Annotated in this window: 22 protein-coding genes and 1 pseudogene; 9 read left to right on the forward strand and 14 right to left on the reverse strand. The window is 37.7% G+C overall.

Annotated elements, in window-relative coordinates; all coding sequences use genetic code 11:
* Positions 1 to 178: 178 nt before the first annotated feature.
* From guaD to ACTJJG_RS16680, 6 genes are all read right to left on the reverse strand, one after another.
* A complete protein-coding gene (gene guaD / locus ACTJJG_RS16655) occupies positions 179 to 1,504 on the reverse strand; it encodes a guanine deaminase (protein WP_032057547.1) in 1,326 nt (441 codons plus the stop codon).
* Between the two features lie 56 nt (positions 1,505 to 1,560).
* Positions 1,561 to 2,616 (reverse strand): aromatic ring-hydroxylating oxygenase subunit alpha, encoded by a 1,056-nt coding sequence (locus ACTJJG_RS16660; protein WP_032057545.1) that lies wholly within the window; start codon positions 2,614 to 2,616, stop codon positions 1,561 to 1,563.
* A gap of 291 nt (positions 2,617 to 2,907) precedes the next feature.
* On the reverse strand, positions 2,908 to 4,068 hold the full coding sequence (locus ACTJJG_RS16665) for a glutathionylspermidine synthase family protein (protein WP_032012816.1): 1,161 nt from the start codon (positions 4,066 to 4,068) through the stop codon (positions 2,908 to 2,910).
* A 21-nt stretch (positions 4,069 to 4,089) separates the two neighbouring features.
* Complete coding sequence (locus ACTJJG_RS16670) at positions 4,090 to 4,455, reverse strand: hypothetical protein (RefSeq protein ID WP_032012817.1); 366 nt, start codon at positions 4,453 to 4,455, stop codon at positions 4,090 to 4,092.
* 188 nt (positions 4,456 to 4,643) lie between these two features.
* Entirely contained in the window at positions 4,644 to 5,600 is a 957-nt protein-coding gene (locus tag ACTJJG_RS16675) for a TerC family protein (protein ID WP_017386224.1), read from the reverse strand.
* A 318-nt stretch (positions 5,601 to 5,918) separates the two neighbouring features.
* Positions 5,919 to 6,515, reverse strand: coding sequence for an undecaprenyl-diphosphatase (locus tag ACTJJG_RS16680; RefSeq protein ID WP_032012819.1), 597 nt, complete (start codon positions 6,513 to 6,515; stop codon positions 5,919 to 5,921).
* A 136-nt stretch (positions 6,516 to 6,651) separates the two neighbouring features.
* Between ACTJJG_RS16680 and ACTJJG_RS16685 the strand changes: the two genes are divergently transcribed.
* Entirely contained in the window at positions 6,652 to 7,902 is a 1,251-nt protein-coding gene (locus tag ACTJJG_RS16685) for a low temperature requirement protein A (RefSeq protein WP_032057544.1), read from the forward strand.
* 67 nt (positions 7,903 to 7,969) lie between these two features.
* Here ACTJJG_RS16685 and mpl read toward each other — a convergent pair whose 3' ends face one another.
* Positions 7,970 to 9,343, reverse strand: a complete 1,374-nt coding sequence (mpl, locus tag ACTJJG_RS16690) for a UDP-N-acetylmuramate:L-alanyl-gamma-D-glutamyl-meso-diaminopimelate ligase (protein ID WP_372552790.1) — start codon at positions 9,341 to 9,343, stop codon at positions 7,970 to 7,972.
* Positions 9,344 to 9,583: 240 nt separating this feature from the next.
* On the opposite strand from mpl, the gene ACTJJG_RS16695 reads away from it, so the two are divergent.
* From ACTJJG_RS16695 to ACTJJG_RS16710, 4 genes are all read left to right on the forward strand, one after another.
* Positions 9,584 to 9,946 carry a DMT family protein gene (locus tag ACTJJG_RS16695; protein WP_075384089.1) on the forward strand — a complete coding sequence of 121 codons (363 nt, stop codon included), beginning with the start codon at positions 9,584 to 9,586 and terminating at the stop codon, positions 9,944 to 9,946.
* Positions 9,947 to 10,229: 283 nt separating this feature from the next.
* On the forward strand, positions 10,230 to 10,745 hold the full coding sequence (gene purE, locus ACTJJG_RS16700) for a 5-(carboxyamino)imidazole ribonucleotide mutase (protein ID WP_002115451.1): 516 nt from the start codon (positions 10,230 to 10,232) through the stop codon (positions 10,743 to 10,745).
* A gap of 9 nt (positions 10,746 to 10,754) precedes the next feature.
* Complete coding sequence (locus tag ACTJJG_RS16705; RefSeq protein ID WP_002115409.1) at positions 10,755 to 11,876, forward strand: 5-(carboxyamino)imidazole ribonucleotide synthase; 1,122 nt, start codon at positions 10,755 to 10,757, stop codon at positions 11,874 to 11,876.
* Between the two features lie 686 nt (positions 11,877 to 12,562).
* Entirely contained in the window at positions 12,563 to 13,855 is a 1,293-nt protein-coding gene (locus ACTJJG_RS16710; RefSeq protein WP_032057542.1) for a lytic murein transglycosylase, read from the forward strand.
* Between the two features lie 63 nt (positions 13,856 to 13,918).
* Here ACTJJG_RS16710 and ACTJJG_RS16715 read toward each other — a convergent pair whose 3' ends face one another.
* The 6 genes and pseudogenes from ACTJJG_RS16715 to ACTJJG_RS16740 all read right to left on the reverse strand — a co-directional run bounded on the left by ACTJJG_RS16715 (position 13,919) and on the right by ACTJJG_RS16740 (position 20,407).
* The gene (locus ACTJJG_RS16715; RefSeq protein WP_014207668.1) at positions 13,919 to 14,293 is read right to left on the reverse strand and encodes a hypothetical protein; all 375 of its coding nucleotides are present in this window, start codon (positions 14,291 to 14,293) and stop codon (positions 13,919 to 13,921) included.
* Positions 14,294 to 14,394: 101 nt separating this feature from the next.
* Positions 14,395 to 15,405 (reverse strand): annotated as a pseudogene (locus tag ACTJJG_RS16720) (M57 family metalloprotease).
* Positions 15,406 to 15,501: 96 nt separating this feature from the next.
* The gene (locus tag ACTJJG_RS16725; RefSeq protein WP_005072548.1) at positions 15,502 to 16,407 is read right to left on the reverse strand and encodes a matrixin family metalloprotease; all 906 of its coding nucleotides are present in this window, start codon (positions 16,405 to 16,407) and stop codon (positions 15,502 to 15,504) included.
* Positions 16,408 to 16,736: 329 nt separating this feature from the next.
* Positions 16,737 to 18,677 carry a molecular chaperone DnaK gene (gene dnaK, locus ACTJJG_RS16730; RefSeq protein WP_002115449.1) on the reverse strand — a complete coding sequence of 647 codons (1,941 nt, stop codon included), beginning with the start codon at positions 18,675 to 18,677 and terminating at the stop codon, positions 16,737 to 16,739.
* Between the two features lie 119 nt (positions 18,678 to 18,796).
* On the reverse strand, positions 18,797 to 19,351 hold the full coding sequence (grpE, locus tag ACTJJG_RS16735) for a nucleotide exchange factor GrpE (RefSeq protein WP_002115470.1): 555 nt from the start codon (positions 19,349 to 19,351) through the stop codon (positions 18,797 to 18,799).
* 162 nt (positions 19,352 to 19,513) lie between these two features.
* Positions 19,514 to 20,407, reverse strand: a complete 894-nt coding sequence (locus ACTJJG_RS16740; RefSeq protein WP_032006002.1) for a LysR family transcriptional regulator — start codon at positions 20,405 to 20,407, stop codon at positions 19,514 to 19,516.
* A gap of 106 nt (positions 20,408 to 20,513) precedes the next feature.
* Here ACTJJG_RS16740 and ACTJJG_RS16745 point away from each other — a divergent pair, with 106 nt between their 5' ends.
* The gene (locus tag ACTJJG_RS16745; protein WP_032057541.1) at positions 20,514 to 21,380 is read left to right on the forward strand and encodes an MBL fold metallo-hydrolase; all 867 of its coding nucleotides are present in this window, start codon (positions 20,514 to 20,516) and stop codon (positions 21,378 to 21,380) included.
* Between the two features lie 390 nt (positions 21,381 to 21,770).
* Positions 21,771 to 22,001, forward strand: coding sequence for a hypothetical protein (locus ACTJJG_RS16750; RefSeq protein WP_000733015.1), 231 nt, complete (start codon positions 21,771 to 21,773; stop codon positions 21,999 to 22,001).
* A gap of 169 nt (positions 22,002 to 22,170) precedes the next feature.
* Here ACTJJG_RS16750 and ACTJJG_RS16755 read toward each other — a convergent pair whose 3' ends face one another.
* A complete protein-coding gene (locus ACTJJG_RS16755) occupies positions 22,171 to 22,497 on the reverse strand; it encodes a hypothetical protein (RefSeq protein ID WP_017399657.1) in 327 nt (108 codons plus the stop codon).
* A gap of 210 nt (positions 22,498 to 22,707) precedes the next feature.
* Between ACTJJG_RS16755 and ACTJJG_RS16760 the strand changes: the two genes are divergently transcribed.
* On the forward strand, positions 22,708 to 23,778 hold the full coding sequence (locus ACTJJG_RS16760) for an alpha/beta hydrolase (protein ID WP_032057538.1): 1,071 nt from the start codon (positions 22,708 to 22,710) through the stop codon (positions 23,776 to 23,778).
* A gap of 157 nt (positions 23,779 to 23,935) precedes the next feature.
* The gene (locus ACTJJG_RS16765) at positions 23,936 to 24,493 is read left to right on the forward strand and encodes a peptidylprolyl isomerase (RefSeq protein ID WP_032057536.1); all 558 of its coding nucleotides are present in this window, start codon (positions 23,936 to 23,938) and stop codon (positions 24,491 to 24,493) included.
* Positions 24,494 to 24,776: the final 283 nt, after the last annotated feature.

The following is a 24,776-nucleotide window of genomic DNA, read 5'->3' on the forward strand; positions in this document are numbered from 1 at the left end:
AAGGTGTTGACCTGCAACACCTCGAAAATCTGAGTTAATGGTAAAATTTTAAAGCAAAATGACGTTTCATGCACCCTTTGATGGCTGTGAAATTTTATCATTTTGCGGATTATGTCGATCACGCTTTAATGCAAGAGCGCATATTCCAAATAATAACAAAAACTTAACAATGCCTTTTTTATTTGGCTGTTTCTTTTTGATAAGCACGGTTTCCATAAATATAAGTCGCCTCAATATTACGGTCATCACCTAAAGTGAATAATGCAAACAGTGAATCTTCAACAGATTTGGATTTAGACTGGCGAAGTTCCTGTAATGCTGTTGGCTTAAGATTTAGTACCACAAAGTCTGCTTCTTTACCGACGTTGAAGTTGCCTAACTGATCTTGCAAATCAAGCGCTTTTGCTCCGCCTAGGGTTGCATGATAAAGCGCTTCATAAGCTGAAAGTTTATCACCTTGTAACTGCTGAACCTTATAAGCCTCGTTAACGGTTTGCAGTAAACTAAATGATGTACCAGCACCGATATCTGTACCCAAGCCCACTTTCACTTGTTTTTCCCATGTTTTTTTCAATGGGAATAAACCACTGCCTAAGAACAGGTTTGATGTTGGACAAAATGCGATAGCCGATTGCGTATCATGCATACATTGCCATTCTTGATCTTCTAAGTGAACGCAATGCGCAAATACAGAACGTTTACCAGTCAAGCCATAATGTTGATAAACATCTAAATAGCCAGCTTGTTCAGGAAATAAAGATTTCACCCAAGCGATTTCATCTTTGTTTTCACTTAAATGGGTATGTACATAAACATCTGGAAATTCTTGTTTTAACTGCCCTGCTCTTTCTAACTGTTCAGGTGTAGACGTTGGTGCAAAACGTGGAGTAATCGCATAGAGAGCACGGCCCTTACCATGCCATTTCTCAATCAGTGCTTTGGTGTCGCTGTAAGCCGTTTCTGGCGTATCACAAAGCGCTTCAGGTGCATGGCGGTCCATGAGTACCTTACCAGCAATTAAACGCATCTGAACGTGTTCTGCGGCTTCAAATAAGGCATCAACAGACTCGGGGTGAACTGTACAGAAAACCAGTGCTGTGGTTGTACCGTGTTTCAGTAGCTCTTGAACAAAGAACTGGGCAATTTCACTTGCATATGCTTTGTCCTGAAACTGGATTTCAGTGGGAAAAGTATAGGTATTGAGCCAGCTTAAAAGTTGTTCGCCGTATGCTCCAACCATTTCTGTTTGCGGGAAATGAATATGGGTATCAATAAAGCCAGGTACAATCAATTGTTCTGGATAATGTTGAATCTCAACCCCAGCAGGTAGATGCGCCTGAGCGTCTTCCCATGCACCAAACCATTTGATTTTTCCATGTTCACTAACCAATACGCCATCTTCTAAATAACGCACTTGATTTGGAATATCAGTTGGCTCAGAGACGGTTTGCTGGATATCTAAAAAACGACCACGCACAACGGTGGTATTTGCGATCAATGACATGGAAAGCCTTTATATTTTCACTTTTTTCGATTGATTGTACCCCAGTTAGCCAATATTTAAACGGTATAACGTTTACTTAGTCCCCATTCAGCCAAAATCCGTCGATAAGTTGTTGATGAACGGTCTGCTTCAAAATGTGCTTCCATCATTAAATCAAGCGGCAGTTCTTCTGGTTTTTGTGATTCGACCATCTCTTGGTCTTCGGCAAAAATTTGCGCATTAAATGCATATACTTTTTCTAAATCGCCTGTTTGGTCAAAGTTACGGGTGAGTGGAACAAATAAACGGGTTTTATTGCTTGAAATAGGGCAACAGGCATTCAAGATTTTTAAGACCCCGCCTTCTGGAAAATCGACCGTGAGCACGGCTGAAAAAGGTGGATAAACCTCAAAAGTACGCTTCCATAAAAAACCTTCTGGTTCGAGATGTTTTAGTTCATGCGGATAATTACTGACATTGCTGATATAGACCGTTTTTAAACCATAGTCGGTACGTTCAGTGTGATATTTAGGGACGATGGGATTATCGCGATTTGCAAAGGCATTGTGATGTACCCACGCAAAATGAGCGACATCGATAAACCCTTCAAGTTGACGTCCGCTAGAACCACCAATATCGACGAAAGGCGGTAAAATTGATTGATGCTCTGCGTGGTCCCAAGTATCTAATATAGGAATATTAGCTTTAACAATATCACGACCATGAATACTGGTCCAAATGAGACCATATCTTTGTACAACTGGAAATTTGGTCAGAGAAAAACGATCAGAAATTTTAGTTAGTTCGGGCTGAGCTGGTATTTGAGTACATTTCCCTTCGCTGTTATAGCGTAGCCCATGATAAGGGCAGACAATCTCCTCACCATCCACCCAACCTTTGGTTAATGGCACCCCACGATGTGGGCAAATATCTCGAACCAGATGAATTTCCCCACTTTCTGTTTTATATAACGCCATATTGACGTCTAGTAGCATGACTCGTTGAGGTGCAGTAGAGACATCTTGTGTACGTGCGACGGGATACCAGTGGTTCGATAAAATTTCCCAATCTTTTGCTTCAAAACTGCTGTTACACGGCATGGCAAGGGGCGTTAAAGTTGGAATCGCATTCATGGCATCACTCCTTAAAAAAATTAGGGCTCTCGCGAGCCCTTAAAATCTAGGCTTTTTTCTTTTTAGGAGATGCAAAGAGCTTGCCAATATTGATTTTTAACAAAGAAAATAAGGAAAAATTATTAAAATACATAAATTTATATTATTGTGTTTTTGAATTTTTGTTCTAATTTAGCTTTAGAAACTAAAGTTCATTATTCGCTATATACGTAAAATGCACTGATTGACCGCGTGGAAGGCACAATAAAAAGGCACCTAAACAGTGCTTTTTAAAATACCTCTAGGCATTTATTACTCGACAAAATAATGTGCTGCAAAGTGAGCATCATTACCAATAATGTCATAGCAATCTTCACGAATAGACATGCCTGAACATTGATGTCCAACCATCCATAAACCGAGTGTAGGTAGTTGCCCTGAAAATAATGGGGTATCTACCCATTTCTGTACGACATAACCATATTTGTCATAGTCATCAAAATGAAAGCTACCAGAAGCTGAGCCTTGGTCATGACCATCTTGTAAAATTCGAATATTGGCCCCTTCCCTTGCCAAAATCGGCTTTTTCACCCATTTGCCAGACAACGCTTGTTGCGGGTCATAGGTATGGGTTTCGACCAACATTGGATGGTTTGGATAACGCTTCCAAAGCTCAACCAAAATCGCTTTATTTGAAAGTAACATTTTCCAGCAAGGTTCAATCCACTGTGTTTGTGGATGGATATATTGAGAAAAGGCTTCTTCCCAGATCCATTCCCATGGGTAGAGCTTAAATATGTTTTGAATGGGCTGATTATGAAGATCGACAAAGTCTTGCCCGTTCCAACCTATGTTTTCCATAGAAAGCTCGGAAACCTGTAGATGAGCTTGATAAGCGGTATCCATCAAGTACTCGAGATTTCCCCAGTCTTCCCTTCCAGCTTCCTGACAAGCAGCAAAATGCACATGGCTACCACGCGGTAAAATTGTCTTCCAGCGTTTAATCAGGTCTTCATGAATGCTATTGAATTGATCTCGGTTTGCAATGCCTGAGACTTGTTCTATCCACAGCCACTGCGCCACAGAGGCTTCGAGTAAGCCAGTCGGCGTGTCGGCGTTATATTCCAGCATTTTGATATTTCGCCCATCGTAAGCGAAATCAAAACGGCCATACAGCATAGGGGCATTTTGTTTCCATGAATGTTCAATATGGTTTATGGCAACTTCAGGAATTTGAAAATAAGCAGGATAGTTTCCCCGTTGAATGAGGTCTCCTACTACTGCTAAACACATCTGATGCAGTTCATTTGCTGCATCTTCAAGTTGTTCAATCTGCTTAAGGGTAAACTCATAAGCAACTCCTTCAGACCAGTAAATTGAGCCATCAAGAGAAGGTAAATTAAAATAATCAAAACCAATATTTTGATGCTCCACTTGCCAGTCTGGTCGTGGAGTAAATATTTTTCTTTTCATATTCAGTGAATGCCTAAAGACTTAGCCGCCGAAAGAAAAACCGCTACGGCCAAAACCACCACGAATTGGGGATGAAAAAGACGAACTTTTCGCTGTACTTGAAATAATTGGTCGGCCTACACTCAAATTGCTGTAAGGATGTAAGGTATTGCCGTGGTAAGAAACTTCCCGATTATTTTGATAATACGCAGGCCCTAAATAGCGACTACTAACATAGCTAGAACCATGTCCACTGGAGCTATTTTCTTCTTCACAGGTTTGGGTATTCCAGTCGCGAGCACAGTCATATTGGTTGTTATATACGTCTTGTACTAAAGGACCATCATTATGGCTACATGCCGTGAGTAATAGAGGGACAACGACAAGATTAATTTTTTTAGAACGCATGAGACTCCACACATTTTAATAAGTATGTTCGGCATAAAATACCGAATAGCTGTTATCTATTATGTTTCTGATTAGGAAAGATAAATTTTAAGTTGGCATATAATATTAATCTGTTTTTTTAAAGTACAGTCTATTTTTAAAATTTAGATAACAAGGCATCTCACGTGTAGATGCCTTGTTGTGATGAATTAAGACTGCAATTGCTTTTTGTTGTGTCGTAAAGAAAGGTAAGCAGTGATTGCTAATACTATTACGATAAAGCTTAACGAGATCCAGATTGGCATGTGGAATACATCAAGCAACAACATTTTCGCACCAATGAACAATAAAATGATGCCTAAGCCGTATGGCAAGTAATGCAATTTAGTCGCAGCGCCAGCAAGTAAAAAGAACATTGCGCGTAAACCTAAAATTGCCATTAAGTTCGCCGTTAAAACAATAAACGGGTCGCTAGTTACCGCGAAAATAGCAGGAATAGAATCTACTGCGAAAATCACGTCCGAAGCTTCAACCAAAATCAAAACTAGAAATAACGGCGTTGCCCACAATAAACCGTTTTGACGTACAAAGAATTTGTCACCTTCAAGCTGTGGTGTAATACGCATATGGTTACGTAACCATTTTAAGAGCTTGATATCTTCAATATTGGTTTCTTCATCTTGGCCTTTTAAGAACTTAAAGCCTGTATATACCAAAAACGCACCGAAGATATAAAGTACCCAAGAAAACTCTTGAACGAACCATGCACCAATAAAAATAAAGAGGGTACGCAGTACGATGGCACCTAATACGCCGTAGAGCAAAATTTTACGTTGTAGTGCAGCTGGAATAGCAAACGCTGCGAAAATCATTAACCAGACGAAAACGTTGTCAATTGCGAGGGACTTTTCGAGTAAGTAACCCGCAAAGTATTCCATAGTTTTTTGGTTTGCTAAGGTCACCCCAACTGTTTGTTGTAGGTAAAGCCATAAACCACCGCCAAATAGGGCTGCGACGCTTACCCACGCCACACTCCAGTAAGCAGCTTGCTTAATTGAGACATCCTGACCTTGCTTTTGCTTAAAGCCTAAAAAGTCAATCAGGAGCATCACAATGACTATGCCAAAGAATGCTATGTACAGCCATAAATTGCCGATCGATTCCATAAATCCTCCATACATCCGGCAATTGGGCATAAAAAAACCTCGACCAGTTGCCAGATGAATTAAACATCTGTATCAACATGATCAAGGTCTTGCCTACACCATGAATTTCACGATGCTCAGATACCGACTTTTTAATAAAAGCGTATTGACGATATCTGACACATAACATTGCTGTTATGTTTGGAGGAGGCTACTCCCCTTGTCAAACTAAATTCTTTTTTGGATAAAACATATCCAAGTCCACATAGAATGGCAGATTTTTTTGTATTACGCAACTGAACTTAATGTCGTGGTTTGAATGCCAAAAAGATCTATGGGTTATTTAATCAAACCGCGGTCTAAAAGTGGTTTGCATATAATTTGATAAAGGTGAATACAGAATGCGGTCAAACTTGTACCGTAAGCATTCCAGAAGTAATAACCTGCTGTATTGACTAGTAGTGCGACAATAAAAGCCCCTAACATGTCTAAAGGGAAATGCACACCTAAATAAATACGTGACCACGCCACTACAAATGATAAAAATATAAGGATAATTCCAATTATTTTGCGCTGAGCAAACAAATAAGATAAAGCAATGGTGCTAAAAATCAGCATATGATTACTTGGAAAAGATGCCGTTGGTGCATGTTCAATAAAAGTCGTACCCACACCCATGACAAACGGTCTTGCGTGATGGTAAAACAGAGAAATAACGTAACCGACTAAAAGCGATACGCAGGTTAAAAAGACAGATTTAATGACCCTATTTTTTAAATCTTGATCGCCATAAAACCATAAAAATGTAAGGATGAATAAGAGAATATAGAGGAGATCATTAGCAAAAAAGATAGCAAGACGAATGATAAATTGACTCGCATCCTGAGCCCCATTAATCACATGGAATAAGCTAAGGTTGAGTGTTTCTAAAGACATTCATATTCCAAACAAGAACAAAAAACGTGGGCTATGATAAAGAATTAAGCCTGTTATCTTGATAAAGAATTGTCACAAAAATGAAATATAGTTTGTTTGTGAGTAAAGATTAAACAGCAGGTCTAGATATTTTTTAATGCGTGTTCTGGGCGTTAATATTAAAGTGTTAACGTGTTGGCACTTTATTCGAGAACGTTATTTTATGACTACTCAAGAAAAACAGAAAAAATTAAGCTTGAGGCCCCTATCCCCAAGAGATCCTGATCAGCAGCATAGAGCAGCGACTCCACTCGAATTATTGTTCGATTTAATTTTTGTGGTCGCGATTGCAACAGCGGGTCAGCAGTTACATCATGCAATTATTGAAAATCACCTCTGGCATGCATTACCAAGCTACTTGATGGTATTTTTTGCGCTGTGGTGGGCATGGATGAATTTTTCATGGTTTGCTTCTGCTTACGATAACGATGATGCATTGTATCGATGCCTTACCTTTGTACAGATTGTAGGGTCATTGGTGATGGCAGCGGGTATCCCTGATGTATTTCGTAGTCAGGATTTTGATGTAATCATTATCGGTTATGTGATCATGCGCATGGCCTTAGTGACTCAGTGGCTCAGAGCAGCAAAACATGATCCTGAACGGCGAGTTACGGCTTATCGCTATGCAATAGGTATAGTCTTAGTACAAATTGGCTGGCTTGTCGCTAACTTTGCTCATGTACTTTCAATACCTCTATTTTTATTTCTGGTTGTCGTGGAATTATTTGTTCCAATCTATGCAGAAAAATATTCACCAACGCCGTGGCATCCTCATCATATTGTAGAACGTTATGCCCTACTCACAATTATTGTGTTGGGTGAGTCGATTGTCGGTAGTTTTAATGCCATACGTGATGCTTTAGCCGCTCAATCAATGAATATCCCTGCTATTTTCTTAATGGTCGGTGGATTGATGTTGATGTTCGCAATGTGGTGGGCTTATTTTGACCGTAGTGAACAACATCATCATATTAAAGGTGTGCGCCCATTTGTTTGGGGATACGGTCATTATTTTGTTTTTGTCAGTATTGCTGCGGTAGGTGCTGCGCTTGCTGCTGCCGTGGATGTTACAACCCATCATGCGCATATTTCTGATTTATATATGGGAATAGTTGTTGCGGTGAGTGTGGTGCTTTATACCACCTGTATTTGGATACTTTATGAGTTTCAATGCTTATCTGGAATCACGAAATGGTTTTATCCAATCACAGCGCTCATTATTTTATGTATTCCGTTTATTTGTAATAACGTGGGATATAGCGTTTTTGCGATGGGCATTGTCTATAGTTTACGTTTAATGGTTTCTAATAAATTTATGGCCAATATAGAGCCAGAAAAGCTTTAAAAGTCACTGATAAAAAAATGGGTTTCAATTTGAAACCCATTTTTTATTGAATCATCTAAAGCGAAATTTAAGCAGCTTTTGCTTTTAATGCGCTCATTAATTTTTGATGTAAGCCACCGAAACCACCATTAGACATAATCACAACGGCATCGCCCTCACCTGCTTCATTGACAATACGCTCAATAATTTCATCAAGTGAACGGCTTACTTGAGCGTGGTTAGAAGCAGCTTCAATTACAGGTTGTAAATCCCAATCTAAGCCTTCTGGCTGATACCAGATCACTTCGTCTGCTAAGCGTGCTGAATGTGCTAAGCCATCTTTATGACTGCCCATGCGCATGGTGTTTGAACGTGGTTCAATAATGGCCCATAAACGGCGTTCACCTAAGCGTTTGCATGCGCCATCTAAAGTCGTGTCAATTGCTGTTGGATGGTGAGCGAAGTCATCATAAACCTCAATACCATTAACTGTGCCGAGTAACTCCATACGGCGTTTTACGCCGCCAAAGTTAGACAAAGCTTCACAAGCTTGTTCAAGAGCCACACCCACATGCTGAGCGGCTGCAATTGTTGCCAAAGCATTCGCTACACTATGTTGCCCTGTCATGTTCCATTTCACTTCGCCAACGACATTGCCATTTTCGAGTACTTTAAAATGGCTGCCATCAATTGAAATTAGTTCGGCAGATAAAGCTGCTTTTTCATTCGCTTCTAAACTTGTACGAATCACTGGTGTCCAGCAACCCATTTCAAGCACTTCATCAATATGCGTTTCAGTAATTGGCGCAATAATACGGCCTTCACTTGGAATGGTACGCACAAGATGATGGAACTGTTTTTGAATCGCTGCTAGGTCATCAAAAATATCGGCATGGTCAAATTCAAGGTTATTTAAAATCGCCGTCTTTGGGTGATAGTGAACAAACTTAGAACGTTTATCAAAGAAAGCAGAGTCATATTCATCGGCTTCAACACAGAAGTATTTACCACCGCCTAAACGAGCACTTTCACTAAAACCAAGTGGAACACCACCAATTAAAAAGCCCGGATTTAAACCAGCTTGATCAAGTACCCAAGCCAACATGGTCGTAGTTGTTGTTTTCCCGTGAGTACCTGCTACACCAAGTACATGTTTACCTTGTAAAACATGATCGGCAAGGAACTGTGGACCAGAAATATATGGTAGGCCTTCGTTTAGCATATATTCAACAGCATCAATACCACGTTTCATGGCATTGCCGACAATAACCAAGTCCGGATGAGGCTGTAAATGGCTACGGTCATAGCCTTGCATGAGTGTAATGCCTGCATTTTCTAACTGGGTAGACATCGGTGGGTAAACGTTTAAATCGGAACCGGTTACCTTATGTCCTAAATCACGAGCTAAAAGTGCTAAAGAGCCCATAAAAGTGCCACAAATACCCAAGATATGCAGATGCATTGCTCGCCTTCTCCACTGCTTTTGTACACAACATTAAAATGAATTGCTGTGTGTGCATTATTGATAAATTTGCCAGCAACGATAGCAAGGCTAAACTCGAAAAGATAGTCAAAAATCGTTGTTGTTCTATGTGTTTGAGGCCCTGATAAAACTACAGCTTTATTTTTTAGATTTAAGCTGAATTACAGTTTTATCTTTTATAATGTTTTGTATCGTTAAAATACTTAAATCATCGTGATGATGAAGGATGTGCCTTTGAGCCCAACGGTTTTAGCTTTTACGCTATTAATTATTTCTAACTGCTTTATGACACTTGCATGGTATGGGCATCTTAAATTTTTGCACCATGCTCCACTTTGGCAAGCGATTCTATTCGGTTGGATTATTGCCTTACTTGAATATAGTTTTATGATTCCAGCCACTCGTATGCTAAGTGCACAAGGCTGGTTACTCGGTGAAATGAAGATCACTCAGGAAGTGGTTACATTGGTCGTGTTTGTACCTTTTATGATTTTCTTGTTTAAGCAACCCTTTAAACTCGATTACTTATGGGCGATGTTATGCCTATTTGGTTGTGTTTATTTCGTATTTAGAAGCCAATAATCTATGATAGCTTGTATTGAATAATTGGTTCTATACAAGCTATTGATTTTTCAAATACCTGCTTATCTTTCAGATATCTAATTAATTAATATTAATAAAAATTGAGAATGTGTCACTGTTAAACCATGACATTTTTCTATCAAATTAAAAATATTCACAGAGCTGGTCAGTTAAATTTTCGTGAGATGAAAAATCAGTCTATAATAATGGGCTTCCGAACCATTTAAAACTTGGCTCTCGTCGAGATTTATCTTTTTTTACTTTTGTCTCTGGAACATTAGCAATGAATGCGGCCGCAGCACAAGACGCTCAACCTCTCGTTGGAATTATTATGGGTTCTCAATCTGATTGGGCAACTCTCGAAAACACAGCCAATATGCTTAAACAGCTTGGTGTCCCATTTGAAGCGGAAGTGGTATCTGCTCATCGTACTCCAGATCGTTTATTTGAATATGCAGAAACTGCACGTGATCGCGGTATTCAAGTGATTATTGCCGGTGCAGGCGGTGCAGCGCATTTACCTGGAATGTGTGCCGCAAAAACTGATTTACCTGTTTTAGGTGTGCCAGTTAAATCATCAATTTTAAATGGTGTAGACTCTTTGCTTTCAATTGTACAAATGCCAGCAGGTATTGCAGTTGGTACTTTAGCGATTGGTCCAGCTGGTGCAACGAATGCGGCAATTATGGCTGCACAAATCTTAGGTTTAACTCGTCCTGAAATCGCAAAAAATGTTGCTGATTTCCGTGCTGCGCAAACTGATAAAGTTGCAAGCAAAAATATTCCGGGTCAGGTGTAAGAGGCTGAGATGGATAAAACTATCGGTATTTTTGGTGGTGGGCAACTGGGCCGTATGATGGCTCAAGCAGCGTTACCATTAAATATTCAATGTACTTTTTTTGAAGCAAATACAGATTGTCCAGCAGGTGTTTTAGGCCAGGTTTTTTCTAGCCAAGATGAGCAAGGTTTAAAGCAGTTTATTGAAAGTGCTGATGTTTTCAGTCTTGAGTTTGAAAATACGCCAGTTGAAGATGTTGATGTTTTGACACAAACCAAAACATTGCATCCTCCCCGTGTTGCTTTAGCGACTGCGCAAAATCGTTTGTCAGAAAAAGCATTGTTTGATGAGCTTACTATTCCTGTTGCGCCGTATCGTGCTGTAGATAGCTTAGAAAGCTTGAAAAAGGCTGTGGCTGAGCTTGGTTTACCGATCGTGCTTAAGACTGCAACTGGCGGATATGATGGCAAAGGTCAGTTTGTACTTCGTTCAGAAGACCAGATTGATACTGCTTGGGCTGAACTTGGTCCTGCAAAAAGTCTAGTTGCCGAAAGCTTTGTTAAATTCTCTCGCGAAGTTTCAATCATTGCGGTGCGTGGCCAAAATGGTGAAGTAAAAACTTGGCCATTGGCTGAAAACCATCATCATAATGGTATTTTATCGCATTCAATTGTTCCTGCACCGAATAGTGAAGCTTTGCAACCCGTTGCTCAAGACTACATTACTCGTTTGTTGAATCACCTTAACTATGTTGGTGTGTTGACTCTCGAGCTATTTGTAACAGAACAAGGTTTGTGTGCAAATGAGATGGCACCGCGTGTGCATAACTCAGGCCACTGGTCAATTGAAGGCGCAGTTTGTTCTCAGTTTGAAAACCATATTCGAGCTGTTGCAGGATTACCACTAGGCTCAACAGAAGTTGTTCGCCCAACGGTTATGATCAATATTATTGGTCAACATCCTAAAACTGAGGATGTACTTGCCTTAAATGGTGCTCATCTGCATCTTTATAACAAGTCAGAACGTGCTGGCCGCAAATTAGGTCATATCACTTTAATGCCTGTGGATAGTAATGAATTGACGAATTTATGCCGTCAATTGGCGGAAATTTTGCCAGAACCACTCGCTTTAACAGCAGATATGACCCTCTAAAAGTATTTTTAATTCTCTAAAAAGCGATCTTCGGATCGCTTTTTTTATCTTTTAAATTTAAAAAATAATAGAACATGCATATTTTAGGGTTGTGGATAACTTTAATTGGAACTTTTGAATTTAAAAAAGCTACTGTAATTTGAATTTAAAACCACAAAAGGCAGCCTCGGTTGTTTTTGAATTTAAAATTAGTTATCCACAAAAGTGTTTTTAAATTTAAATGAGAGAGTTGGGTATACCTTTTTAAATTCAAAAATAGAAGTCTATTAGTATGAGGTTTTGAATTTAAAAATTTTGGCTGATCTTTAAATTTAAAAAATACGGTTTTGTGGTGATTGGCTACAGCCTGTAATAAATAATAAGGAGATATAGAATAGGATTAAGAAATAGAAGTGCTTTTTGCTCTGTTGTAGATAAAGTTATCCACAATAAAGAGAGGTTTGTAGTTTAAATTTAAAGAGGTACTTTTGAATTTAAACTTGGGTATTGGTTTTGAATTCAAAAGTAATGATTTGGATCTAGAGAATTTTAAATTCAAAAATAAAGTAGAAAATTTGAATTTAAAACATGGGAAATGAATTTAAAGTAGAGATTATGAATTCAAATTTACGTTTTCTCTCTGAAATTTTGGACTCATAATGGTATGGTACTTACAAATTTAAATTTAAAAATCGAACTAGGATAATATGCGACGTTTTTCTTGTATTGTTGGCTCTGTATTTTTAGCGATGTCTCAGGCTCAAGCAGAGCTCGTAATTAATGGTTCTACAATATCTAGCAGTGCTATTGTTCCAGTAGTGACGAGCGAAGATTATACGCCTAATAATAATTTCCAAAGCTGTTTGGCAAATTTACGTTCTCAAGCAATTGCTGCTGGAGTATCTGGTACAACTTATGATCGTTATACCCAAAACTTGACCCCAGATTATTCAGTTATTGATAAATTAAACTATCAACCAGAATTTTCGACACCAATTTGGGATTATCTTTCTGGTCTAGTTGATGAAGAGCGCGTTGAGCTTGGTAAACAAAAACTGGCGCAACATCGAGATGTTTTAAACCGTGCTTCTCAAACCTACGGTGTGCCGCCGGAAACAATTGTAGCAGTGTGGGGTGTTGAAAGTAATTTTGGTGATATTTCTGGAAAATATCCTTTATTACAAGCACTCGGGACTTTAAGTTGTGAAGGACGTCGACAAAGTTATTTCCGCACTGAGTTTTTTGCCACTATGCGTATTTTACAACGTGGTGATTTAACCGAAGACCAACTGAAAGGTTCATGGGCTGGGGCATTTGGTCATACTCAATTTATGCCATCTACTTATGAACGATTAGCTGTTGATTTTGATGGAGATGGTCGTCGAGATTTAGTGTCGAGTACAGCTGATGCGCTGGCTTCAACAGCTAATTTCTTAAATAAAGCAGGTTGGCAAACAGGAATGCCGTGGGGTTTTGAAGTCAAAGTTCCCCAAGGTATGTCAATTGATGGAGAAGGGCGACGTTCAAAGAAAGCTTTAAGTAGCTGGAGTGCACGAGGGGTAACCCGAATTGATGGTTCTCCACTTGTTCAAGGGGCTTTATCTGGCAATACTTCAGCGGGTTTAATGGCACCTGCAGGTGTAAATGGTCCAGTATTTTTAGTATTTAAGAATTTTGATGCTATCTATAGTTATAACGCTGCGGAAAGCTATGGACTTGCGATTGCACATTTATCTGATCGTTTAAAAGGTGCTGGCCCATTTGTTGCGTCTTGGCCAACTGATGATCCGGGAACTTCACGTGCAGAACGTCGTGAAATCCAACAGTTTTTGATTAATCGTGGCTATGATATTGGTGCAGTTGACGGTCTTATTGGAGATAAAACCCGCGTAGCTATTCGTCAGGAGCAGACTCGTTTAGGTTTAAATCCAACAGGACGGGCAGGGCAGCAAATTTTACGTGCATTCCGTCAAGAACAAGCTCAGAAAATGATGCAATAAACTAGAAATAATAAAAAAGGTCTGCTCATGCAGACCTTTTTTATAGGTACTTATATAAGATGATTACTCTAATTTAACTGCTTCCAAAATATCAAAAATAACTGACGTAACATCTTGGCTTAAATCACGATCATTAAAGATTTCATACGCAGTGATCGTGACATCAGTATCACTTGGTAATTGCTTTTGCTCTTCTTCAATTAAATGTTCAATCGGTAACAGAGTCTGTTTTACTTCAAGATGGAGAATATCTTTATATTCGATATTTTCATCCTCAAGCTCGATTTCATGCTCATTGAAAAAGGGGATTAAAATAGAATGGAGGTATGGTTTAATTTCAATAATATCAAACAGTTCAATATCTCGTGTCTGTTCAATTGTGCTGATATGATCATTTACTTCAATCAGGATATGATAATAACTCATCTTGATCTCCATTCTATTTTCGTTAGCTCTTATGACCACAATAACATGACTTTGATATCAATTTCGATGTATCTACATAGAAATAGATACATCATTTTATATCAAGCTTTTAATTATTGAGGTAAAGCACTCAATAGATCGCGGTCAGCATCCGTAAGTCCAGTGATTTTTTTGTCACCATCTTTACGTACTGAGTACATCAATGCATTTGGTTGATCACTATGTTTTAAACCAAGTGCATGTCCTAACTCATGAGCAATTGTTAAGCGTAAATCATCAATAGACTTAAACTCATAAATCACAATTTGTTTGCCGTTGTAGATACCTTTTTTAAAGACATCCGCTTGAGCATTTTGCTTAAATTGGTTCAATGAATTATTAAACTCATTGTTAATCTGATTAAAATGAGTCACTTTGACATTTAAATCTTTAGCTTGCTCATTATATGCAGCAATTTCTTTCTTTAAAGCAACAGTTTGTTTTTGCAAATCTTTCTGAGTTTTAGCCAAAGATTTAGCGCTGTATTCAGGTGCTAATTTGCCTTGGTTAAGTTGCATCATTAGTTGGTCAAGATTTTTCAATTTTCCATTCAAAATCTGCTTCTTATTTTCAAGGTCGGCTTGAGTTTGACCAAGGGTTTGCTTCAATTGCTTAATTTGTTGCTGTTCATCAATTACACGTTGCTGTTCTTGTTGGAACTGAGCTGCAATTTTTTGACGCTGTTCAGAACGGCTTTGACTATTATCGTAAACTAAACGAATTTCTAACTTTGCATTTGGATCATAAGTAAAATAATCCTGTCCAGTACCTTGCTTCCAAATGTCCGCAGCTTGTTGACTAATTTGAATTAATTGGTCTTGGCTTAAACCAAAACGTGGATCAATATCAGCAATTTTGTAAGTCAAATGTTGACCTGCTTTTTGCTGAATTTGAGTATGAGTTGGAGTGGCAAGATTAGCATTAGCCTGAAAATTAGAAAAAGCAAAGGCTACGCCTAATAACAAAGATGTTAAACGCATAATCGAAGGGGGGAGATTTTAAAAAAAACGTATTATAAGAATATAAAATGAAAAATCAATCAAAAAACGTACAAAATAGGAAAATAAATGAGACTTTAGTCTCATTATTTTTTACCAAATGCCAAATTATTTTTTAGGAAAAATTTAATATATTGGGTTTTATTTAGTTTTTTTTAATCAGTTAACTTTAACGATTTTTCCTTAATTTGGTCTATAAATTGAACCTAATAAATCTAAATCTGAATCTGTCAATTTAAAGTTATGAATATCTTGCTCTTTTAAATAGGGATACATTAAAGATTTAGGATCAGTCGTATGTTTTAGCCCTAAAGCATGCCCAAGTTCATGAGCAAGGGTCAAGCGTAAGTCATTTAAAGAAGCATAACCGTAAATCTGAATTTGGTTTTGACTGAATAAACCTTTATGGAAGGGTTGAATACTCGTTTTCTGCTTTAGTTTGAATTGTGTTTTTAAAGCGCTTAAATCACTTTGCTCTCGATTTAGCTCTTTAATTTTTAAGTTAAGTGATTGAATTTTAAAATTTAGACTATTGGATTCATTTTGTAACTCTTCCGATTTTTGCTCTAGTTGTTTTTGCCATTCTTTTAAATTATTGGCATTAGAGTATTGATGTTCTCCTTGATTAAAGCGCGTTACATCTTGTTGATATTGTTCAAACTCAACTTTTAGACTGACCTTTTTCTTGTTTAAATCACTTGATAGTTGAGTAACTTGCTGTTTGTTTAGAACAATTTCTTCATTTTTAATGCGCCAAGCTTCCTGCTTTTGCAAAAGTGCATCCAAATTGTTTTGTTGTTCATCCTTAAGCATTTGATGATCATCATAGATTAAGTTAATTGACAATTGAGCCTGTGAATCATAAATAAAATAGGTCTTTCCAGTTTCTTTTTGCCAGATTTCAGCAGCTTGCCGACTTACCTCAACTAGTTGTTCTTTAGTAAGTTGAAACCGCGGATCAATAAAAGCAATTCGGTATTTTAAAGGCTGATGAGATGAATGAATTGGCAGATTGCTTTGAGCAAAAAGTGTTGTTTGTAAGCCCATGCATAAGCATAAGCTCAATCCCCACCATAGAAATTTTTTCATGGCAAAATAAAAAATATAAATAAATCTTATTGTTAGCTACTTAATTTAATTCGTCAAAACGATAAAAATCTCAATAGATTAGGTGAGGTTTGTGATATTGGTCGAAAAATTAAAAAAGATGTTCTCAGACTTGGCAATAATCAAATAATTAATGTAGTAAATAACAGTGGTTTTTTAACAAAAAAATATTATTTAAAATTAAATATTTAGTTTTTATCATTGATCTTTCTGACAGAAATTTTTGAATAATATTATTAAAAAACTTATTGTTACTTTTTGTAAATAATAAAAAACCGCGCCTAAGCGCGGTTTTTTATTAAAGAAACAAATTATTTTTTGTCATCTTTTACTTCTGTGAATTCAGCATCTACAACGCCATCATCTGCTTTTTGTTGACCCGCATCACCACCTTGGAATGCATTTGGATCAAAGCCTTCAGCACCACCAGCTTGTTGCGCTTGTTCATAAGCACGTTGAGTGATAGGCATCAAGATGTTTTGTAAAGCTTCAGTTTTTGCTTTGATATCTTCTACATCATTTTCTTTTGTTGCTGCTTCAAGTTCAGAAACGGCAGTGCTTACAGCTGTTTTTTCATCTTCAGTAACTTTATCACCAAGATCTTTAACAGCTTTGTTCGAGCTTGAAATTAATGCATCAGCTTCGTTACGCGCTTTTGCAAGTTCTTCAAACTTACGATCTTCTTCAGCATTCGCTTCAGCATCTTTAATCATTGCTTCGATTTCAGCATCAGACAAACCTGAGTTCGCTTTAATCTGGATCGATTGCTCTTTACCAGTGCTCTTATCTTTAGCAGATACTTTCAAGATACCATCAGCATTGATGTCGAAAGATACTTCAATTTGTGGCACACCACGTGGAGCAGGTGGAATATCGCCTAATTGGAAGTTACCCAACAATTTGTTTTGTTGAGCCATCTTACGTTCACCTTGGTAAACTGAAATGTCTACAGCAGGCTGGTTGTCAGCAGCAGTAGAGAACACTTGTGATTTCTTCGCAGGAATCGTCGTGTTTTTCTCAATGATTGGTGTTAATACACCACCCATTGTTTCAATACCTAAAGTTAATGGTGTTACGTCTAATAAAAGAACGTCAGTTTTGTCACCAGACAATACCGCACCTTGAATCGCAGCACCGATTGCAACAGCTTCGTCAGGGTTCACGTCCTTACGTGGCTCTTTACCAAAGAATTCTTGTACTTTTTGTTGTACAAGTGGCATACGAGACTGACCACCAACCAAGATCACATCAGAGATGTCTGAAGTCGAAAGACCAGCATCTTTAAGTGCGATTTTACAAGGCTCAATTGTACGAGCAACCAAATCAGCAACTAAACCTTCAAGTTTTGCACGTGTTACATTGATCACTAAGTGTTTAGGACCAGTTGCATCAGCTGTGATGTATGGAAGGTTGATTTCAGTTGCGTTAGATGAAGAAAGCTCGATTTTTGCTTTTTCAGCAGCTTCTTTCAAACGTTGTAACGCAAGTGGATCATTTTTCAAGTTCACACTTTGTTCTTTCTTAAATTCTTCAACTAAGAATTCAATTAATGCGTTATCAAAGTCTTCACCACCAAGGAAAGTATCACCGTTTGTTGATAACACTTCGATTTGTTGGTCGCCATCAAGGTCTGCGATTTCAATGATTGATACGTCAAAAGTACCACCACCTAAGTCGTAAACTGCAACTTTACGGTCGCCTTCTTTTTTGTCCATACCGAACGCAAGTGCAGCAGCAGTTGGTTCGTTAATAATACGTTTAACGTCTAAACCAGCGATTTTACCCGCATCTTTAGTTGCTTGACGTTGAGCATCGTTAAAGTAAGCAGGAACAGTAATAACTGCTTCAGTAACTGTTTCACCTAAATAGTCTTCTGCAGTTTTCTTCATCTTTTTCAAGATTTCAGCAGAAACCTGTTGAGGCGCTAATTTTTTATCGTTTACTTCAACCCAAGCATCGCCATTGTCTGCTTTGATGATTTTATAAGGTACAAGACCGATATCTTTTTGTACCGCTTGATCTTCATAACGACGACCGATTAAACGCTTGATAGCGAATAATGTATTTTTCGGGTTAGTTACTGCCTGACGCTTAGCACTTTGACCTACTAAGATCTCGCCATCTTTATAAGCAATGATCGATGGAGTTGTACGTGCGCCTTCAGCGTTTTCGATTACTTTTACTTTATCGCCTTCAAGTACAGCAACGCATGAGTTGGTAGTACCTAAGTCAATACCAATAATTTTTGCCATGTGACGTTTTCCTCAAAAATTCTTTTGCAATGTTTTTGCTTGTTATCCGATATGAGAGTGAATCTATTTTTTTCAAGCGTTTTAGCGAAAAAAAAATCTAAAAACTCTCAAAAAATTATTTATTGACCAACCATAACCATAGCAGGGCGCAATAAGCGACCGTTTAATGTATAGCCCTTTTGTAAAACGCTACCGATTTCATTCGCTTTAGCATTTGGGTCAATACCTACAGCTTGATGTAAATCCGCATTGAAGCCATTTTTTGTATCAGCTTCTACAACACCAAATTTTTCAAGTGTGGTTAACAGCGACTTCAAGGTTAGTTTAATACCTTCAAGTACTGGTGTTTCTTCATCGCCAGCTGCTTGAATTGCACGCTCTAAATTATCAACAGAATCTAGTAATTCTTTTGCAAATTTTTCAAGCACAGTCTCTTTATGCTTGTCAGACTCACGTTGAATACGCTCTACACTTTTTTGTGCTTCGTAAACTGCATTTGCAGTACGTGCTTTTTCAAGTTTTAGGCTTTCTTCTAATTTGGTGATTTGCGCTTGTAAAGATTCAACGGTAACGTCGTTTGCTTGCTCTACACCTTCAGCCTGAGTTTGCTCATTAGATTGCTCTGCTTGCTCGTGTTGAATGTCTTGAGCTTGCTCATTTTGCTCATTAGCCATTGATGATCTCCGTTTAAATGGGTTTTTAAACATGTACAGTCCTTTTGGCATCAGCATTTACTGGGTAAAACCTGAACTGCCATGCATATGCTGTAATTCATTAATAGGGATGAAGTATGGGCATTGCCTAAAAATTCAAGCGTACACGGCAATTTAAAACTTTTAATTTTGCGGTTTTAAGTAAAAATCTAAATTTTCGATCATAAAAGCAATAAATTCCTGAGTTATTTTGGGTAAATGTTGTCTTGAAGCATATACCACCGACAAACTTAATTCAGGAGCCGAATAGTTTTTAAATAAAGGAACCAATCGTTTTTCTTTTAAATCTTTTTTAACTAATAAAGTCGGTAACATTGCCACACCTTGAGCATGTACACACATGTCATAAACCGCATTTACATCATTACTTTTAAAGGTGACGTTTAAAGGATAGTTCTGAGGTTGCTGTTCAGTATCAAAAAGTGTCCAAAATTGATGTTGGCTATGGTGGGCTAAACATTCATGTTGAATAAGTTGCCTTGGATGGGAGAGGGGACTGTGTTGCTTTAAATAATCAGGATGAGCACAGAATACAGACTCGATTTGACACACAGGTCGTGCAATTAAACCATCGGCAACTTTTTGCGTTATACGTAAGGCTAAATCGACCTGAGCATCAATTAAGTCCATCGTATTTTCAGTTAGATATACATCAAATTGAATATGTGGATGTTGCTGTTTAAATTGGCGAATACATTCCCCAACCCCTAATTGAAATAAAAATAAACCACAAGTAAAGCGAATCGTACCGTTATGTTGTTCGGGTGCGGCTAACTCTTGTAAAAGTTGCTGTTGTTGTAAAATATTCTCGCAGTAGAGTAGGGCTTTTTCACCCGCTGGAGTGAGAGATATTTTTCGGGTATTTCTTTGAAATAGTCGAGTTGAGAAGGTGTGCTCTAGGTGCTCAAGATAGCGAGAAACCATCGCACGGGAATAATTTAGATGTTCGGCGGCTTTGGTTAAATTGCCATGTTGAGCAATAGAAACAAAGACGTGTATGGCTTTTAATGTGTCCATATGCTTTATCATTATTACAATATATGCAACAGTTTATCTTAATTTAGTGCATTTATCTTACAAGAATTGCAATTTAAAGTATTTCTCATGAAATTGGAGATACATAATGAAATTTTTTAAATTAACTGCTTCAGCCCTAGCAACTGCTACTGCTTTAACGGTAGCTTCCTCAGCCTTTGCGCAAGATTTGAAGATCCAAAGTTTTCTGGCTAAACCCGAACATTTCGGCGTGACTTCTACTTTAATTGAAGGCGATAAAGAAGTTCTGTTGGTGAATGCACAATTCTCAAAATCTGAAGCATTACGTATTGCTGCCGATATTCTCGATAGCGGTAAAACACTAAAGACAATTTTCGTAAGTTATGGCGATCCGGACTATTACTTTGGCTTAGATGTATTTAAACAATACTTCCCAAATGTACAAATCATTGCAACACCAGAAACTGTTAAACATATCCAAGATACTCAAGCGCTTAAAGTAAAATACTGGGGCCCACAAATGGGTGCAAATGCGCCTAGCCAAATTATTGTGCCTCAAGCTTATGCTGCTAAAACTTTAAAACTAGAGAATGAGTCAATCGAGATTAAAGGTAAGAAAGAACTTACTTATTTATGGATTCCTTCTTCGAAAGCTGTTGTAGGCGGTATTCCTGTCTCTTCAGGTATTCATTTATGGATGGCAGATACGCCAAAAGTTAAAGATCGCAATGAAGTGATTCAAGCTTTAGAAAGTATTAGATCACTCCAACCTCAAACAGTTGTTCCAGCTCATATGGTTGAGGGAGCTCCACAAGGTTTGGATGCGGTTAACTTCTCTATCGACTATCTCAAGAGCTATGAGAAAGCGGTCAAAGTAAGTAAAAACGCGAGTGAGCTAAGTCAGCTCATGCAGAAACAATATCCAACATTAAAGAGTGTAGATAGCTTAGAGCTAGGTGCAAAAGTTGTAAAAGGCGAGATGCAATGGCCATAATTTGAATCGAAACACTATAAATTTTTAAAAAAGCCGTGGTCTATCCTCGGCTTTTTTATGAAATAAGGCATTTTCAAGTAAAAAGTCTGTGTAACATTCTACGCACCTTATATAGCGTTTCTATGAAGAGAAAATTTTTAACGAGAGTAAAAGGCTAAGATAAAAATTAGAAATTGATAAAAATAAACAAAAGCTTAAGTTATAGCTTCTATATAAAAGGTAGAGGTGAGGCTAAGGAAGAGGTTTTAATAAAAAATTGCACAATTTGTACTTCTATTACTACAAAAGACAACCAATGATACGCACGCCAGAAAAAAAAATTGTGAATTATAGGCAGCGCGAAGATGAACTTTGCATTTAAATGTTTGTCGTAATGAAAGGAAAGTGATTATGAAAAAATTAGGTCTTATCTCTGTAGTACTTGCTGGTGTTGCTTTTACAGCTGTTGGTTGTGCATCTGAAGCTGGCTTAAATGCATCAGGTTCAGCTCAAACTAGCGCTAGCCCATCTGGCGTACAAGCTGGTGTTGGTGTAGATGCAGGTGTTTCTGGTCAAGCACAACCAGGTCAAGTTGATGCTGGTGCTTCTGGTTCTGTTTCAGGTTCTGCAACTGCTCAGTAATTCTTAGCGATAAGAACAGTTAAAAGATTATAGAGTACATATATTCAAGATGCCGATTTATATATGAAATGAGCTGCTACTCATTATTCTATAGTCAAGAGAATGTGGATTTCTCAACAAAAAAGCCCCAAGAGATTTTTTCTTTGGGGCTTCCATATTCCCATAGATTTTAGTCATCATCATGATAATCTCTATGATTGTGATCACGATCTTCTAATCTTTTCTTCTCCCATTCACGGTGTCTTTTTTCCCACTCACGACGATTTCTATCCTGTTCGCGAGCATCTTTACGTTGTTGTTCGTATATTCTCTTACGCTCTTCCCAACGTTTTCGTTCCCAGTCACTATAGCGACGTCCATCATTGCGGTCATAGCGATCATCATCATGATCATGGTAACCATAACCACCGCGATAATAAGGATCATCTGTATAAGCAACACAACCTACAGTTAAAAGACTGGTTGCTAATAAAGTAACAACTAGTTTTGCTGACATAGCACAATCTCCTTTTGTCTGTTAACAATAATTGGCAAAAAAGTCCTGTTTTAAACGACAGATTTGTTAATGACATTTGCTATAAATCAGATTAGCGTAGATTGGTTTTTACCTTTGTATCTTGATTACATGAGTTGTATGCGAATATAGTCAAACAACAAAGAATTCTGTAGAAAATATGAAGGATAAGAGGAATTCATGGAGATAGGCATGACAGCATTTAATCAAAAAATTCAAACATTGCTAGATAAGGGCCAAGGGCCTGCTGCTCGAGCTCTTGATAAGTTACCTCGATTAGCTCAAGAGTCACTTGCCAAAATCCTTGGATATGCCTACCAATACCCAGAGCTCGACTCGTTTACTAAATGTATGATGGCCGTACAAATTAAACAGGGACGTATTGGTTTCATTGGTTCAGATCCTATTGAGTCTAGACGGCAGTTTGATACACAAATGTTGGCTATACGCCAGAAATCAACTGAAATTGATTCAGTAGAAGACATTCGTTTGCCGCTTCAAAGTGGAACTGTTTTCGCAAGACACTATCATCCTTCACCGAATAAAAAATTACCTCTGATTGTTTTCTATCACGGGGGAGGGTTCGTTGTAGGTGGTTTAGATACTCATGATGAGGTTTGTCGTATATTGGCAAAATATGCAAAAGTACAAGTACTCAGTATTGATTATCCACTTGCACCTGAGGTCTCACCTCAACATTTAATCCAATCATGTGAAGATGCATTAGCTTGGGTATATCAAAATCGCAGACAACTAAAAATATTAAAAAATCGTATTGCTGTAGCAGGGGATAGTGCAGGCGGCAATATCAGTACGGTTGTGGCTCAACGATCAGTAAACAAACCTTATGCTCCACAAGCACAGCTTCTCATTTATCCTACAGTTGATTTTAAAAGTCGACATCCTTCTTTCTATGCCTATAACGAAGGATTGGTTTTAACAGATAATGATATCAATTATGTTACCCAATATTATGCAACTCAGCATAATGTAGAATTAGACGATCCGATTATTTCCCCAACCTATGGTAATTTGAAAAAGAACCCACCAGCTTTCGTGATTACGGCTGGTCATGACGTACTGCATGACGAAGCGAAAATTTATAGCTATAAGCTAAGACAAAATGGCGTCAAAATGCATTATGAAGAATATCCAGATCAAACCCACGGTTTTATAAACTTGACACCTATTTCGAAAAAGGCAAAAAGATATACTATCGAGATCAGTAAGAACTTCAGAAAGTTCTGGGATAAAAATAGTTAAATAAAAGTTTAGTCCATGTTTCACGTGGAACGTGGACTAATACTCAAATCTAAAATATAAAGTACTAAATAAAAGATAATAAATACTCACTAGAATTCTTTTATATAGATGATTAAATTTATCCTTCATTAAGTTTTGCATTTTATTGTAGGAAGATATGAAAAAATTATTAATGTTATGTTGTTTGGGTATAAGCAGCCATTCAGTCTGGGCTGACACTTTAGTTGAAATGCAAACAAATTTAGGCAATATTGAAATACAACTTTATGATGATAAAGCACCAAACAGTGTGAAGAATTTTAAAGACTATATAAAGTCAGGCTTTTATAAAGATACGATATTTCACCGCGTAATTCCTGGTTTTATGGTGCAGGGCGGTGGACTTACTGCAAATATGCAGGAAAAGACTACGCGAGCACCTATCAAAAATGAAGCTGGAAATGGAATTGCTAACACACGCGGAACGTTGGCTATGGCTCGTACTGCAAATCCTAACTCAGCTACTAGTCAGTTTTTCATAAACGTTGCAGATAATAATTTTTTAAATCGTTCTGCGGGTAATGCGGGTTACGCAGTTTTTGGAAAAGTAATTAAAGGAATGGATGTGGTTGACCGTATTGTTCAGGTCCCTACATCAAACTATGGCATGCATCAAAACGTACCAAAACAGTCTATAAAGATAGTAGATATAAAGTTTAAAACTCTTCAAAAATAAATTAACTATATAAATCATATGCTTGTTTGTTTTTGAGATTTTTTTTGGCTGAAAAAGAACCGGTCGAATGTGCATATTTATAAAAGTGCTTGCGTACCAGTTTTTTTTCCCTATAATGCACTCATCCCGACGCGATACACGAGAATATCTTAGCTTACAGGGTTGAGATGAAAGCTTAGTATTGCGTTGAATTCTGTCTCTGACGAAGAGCAGAAAAATCATTAAGAGAATTGAAGAACAACTTGTGTGGATTTTTACTGATTGATTAATCGAAATAATTTTC

This window comes from Acinetobacter sp. 22512 (assembly GCF_052044755.1).
In the GTDB taxonomy this organism is placed as follows: Bacteria; Pseudomonadota; Gammaproteobacteria; order Pseudomonadales; family Moraxellaceae; genus Acinetobacter; species Acinetobacter pittii.

Coding starts and splice junctions, on each gene's coding strand:
- guaD (WP_032057547.1), bottom strand. CDS start 1,504: ATGTCATTGATCGCAAATACCACCGTTGTGCGTGGTCGTTTTTTAGAT.
- ACTJJG_RS16660 (WP_032057545.1), bottom strand. CDS start 2,616: ATGAATGCGATTCCAACTTTAACGCCCCTTGCCATGCCGTGTAACAGC.
- ACTJJG_RS16665 (WP_032012816.1), bottom strand. CDS start 4,068: ATGAAAAGAAAAATATTTACTCCACGACCAGACTGGCAAGTGGAGCAT.
- ACTJJG_RS16670 (WP_032012817.1), bottom strand. CDS start 4,455: ATGCGTTCTAAAAAAATTAATCTTGTCGTTGTCCCTCTATTACTCACG.
- ACTJJG_RS16675 (WP_017386224.1), bottom strand. CDS start 5,600: ATGGAATCGATCGGCAATTTATGGCTGTACATAGCATTCTTTGGCATA.
- ACTJJG_RS16680 (WP_032012819.1), bottom strand. CDS start 6,515: ATGTCTTTAGAAACACTCAACCTTAGCTTATTCCATGTGATTAATGGG.
- ACTJJG_RS16685 (WP_032057544.1), top strand. CDS start 6,652: ATGCGTGTTCTGGGCGTTAATATTAAAGTGTTAACGTGTTGGCACTTT.
- mpl (WP_372552790.1), bottom strand. CDS start 9,343: ATGCATCTGCATATCTTGGGTATTTGTGGCACTTTTATGGGCTCTTTA.
- ACTJJG_RS16695 (WP_075384089.1), top strand. CDS start 9,584: ATGAAGGATGTGCCTTTGAGCCCAACGGTTTTAGCTTTTACGCTATTA.
- purE (WP_002115451.1), top strand. CDS start 10,230: ATGAATGCGGCCGCAGCACAAGACGCTCAACCTCTCGTTGGAATTATT.
- ACTJJG_RS16705 (WP_002115409.1), top strand. CDS start 10,755: ATGGATAAAACTATCGGTATTTTTGGTGGTGGGCAACTGGGCCGTATG.
- ACTJJG_RS16710 (WP_032057542.1), top strand. CDS start 12,563: ATGCGACGTTTTTCTTGTATTGTTGGCTCTGTATTTTTAGCGATGTCT.
- ACTJJG_RS16715 (WP_014207668.1), bottom strand. CDS start 14,293: ATGGAGATCAAGATGAGTTATTATCATATCCTGATTGAAGTAAATGAT.
- ACTJJG_RS16725 (WP_005072548.1), bottom strand. CDS start 16,407: ATGAAAAAATTTCTATGGTGGGGATTGAGCTTATGCTTATGCATGGGC.
- dnaK (WP_002115449.1), bottom strand. CDS start 18,677: ATGGCAAAAATTATTGGTATTGACTTAGGTACTACCAACTCATGCGTT.
- grpE (WP_002115470.1), bottom strand. CDS start 19,351: ATGGCTAATGAGCAAAATGAGCAAGCTCAAGACATTCAACACGAGCAA.
- ACTJJG_RS16740 (WP_032006002.1), bottom strand. CDS start 20,407: ATGGACACATTAAAAGCCATACACGTCTTTGTTTCTATTGCTCAACAT.
- ACTJJG_RS16745 (WP_032057541.1), top strand. CDS start 20,514: ATGAAATTTTTTAAATTAACTGCTTCAGCCCTAGCAACTGCTACTGCT.
- ACTJJG_RS16750 (WP_000733015.1), top strand. CDS start 21,771: ATGAAAAAATTAGGTCTTATCTCTGTAGTACTTGCTGGTGTTGCTTTT.
- ACTJJG_RS16755 (WP_017399657.1), bottom strand. CDS start 22,497: ATGTCAGCAAAACTAGTTGTTACTTTATTAGCAACCAGTCTTTTAACT.
- ACTJJG_RS16760 (WP_032057538.1), top strand. CDS start 22,708: ATGACAGCATTTAATCAAAAAATTCAAACATTGCTAGATAAGGGCCAA.
- ACTJJG_RS16765 (WP_032057536.1), top strand. CDS start 23,936: ATGAAAAAATTATTAATGTTATGTTGTTTGGGTATAAGCAGCCATTCA.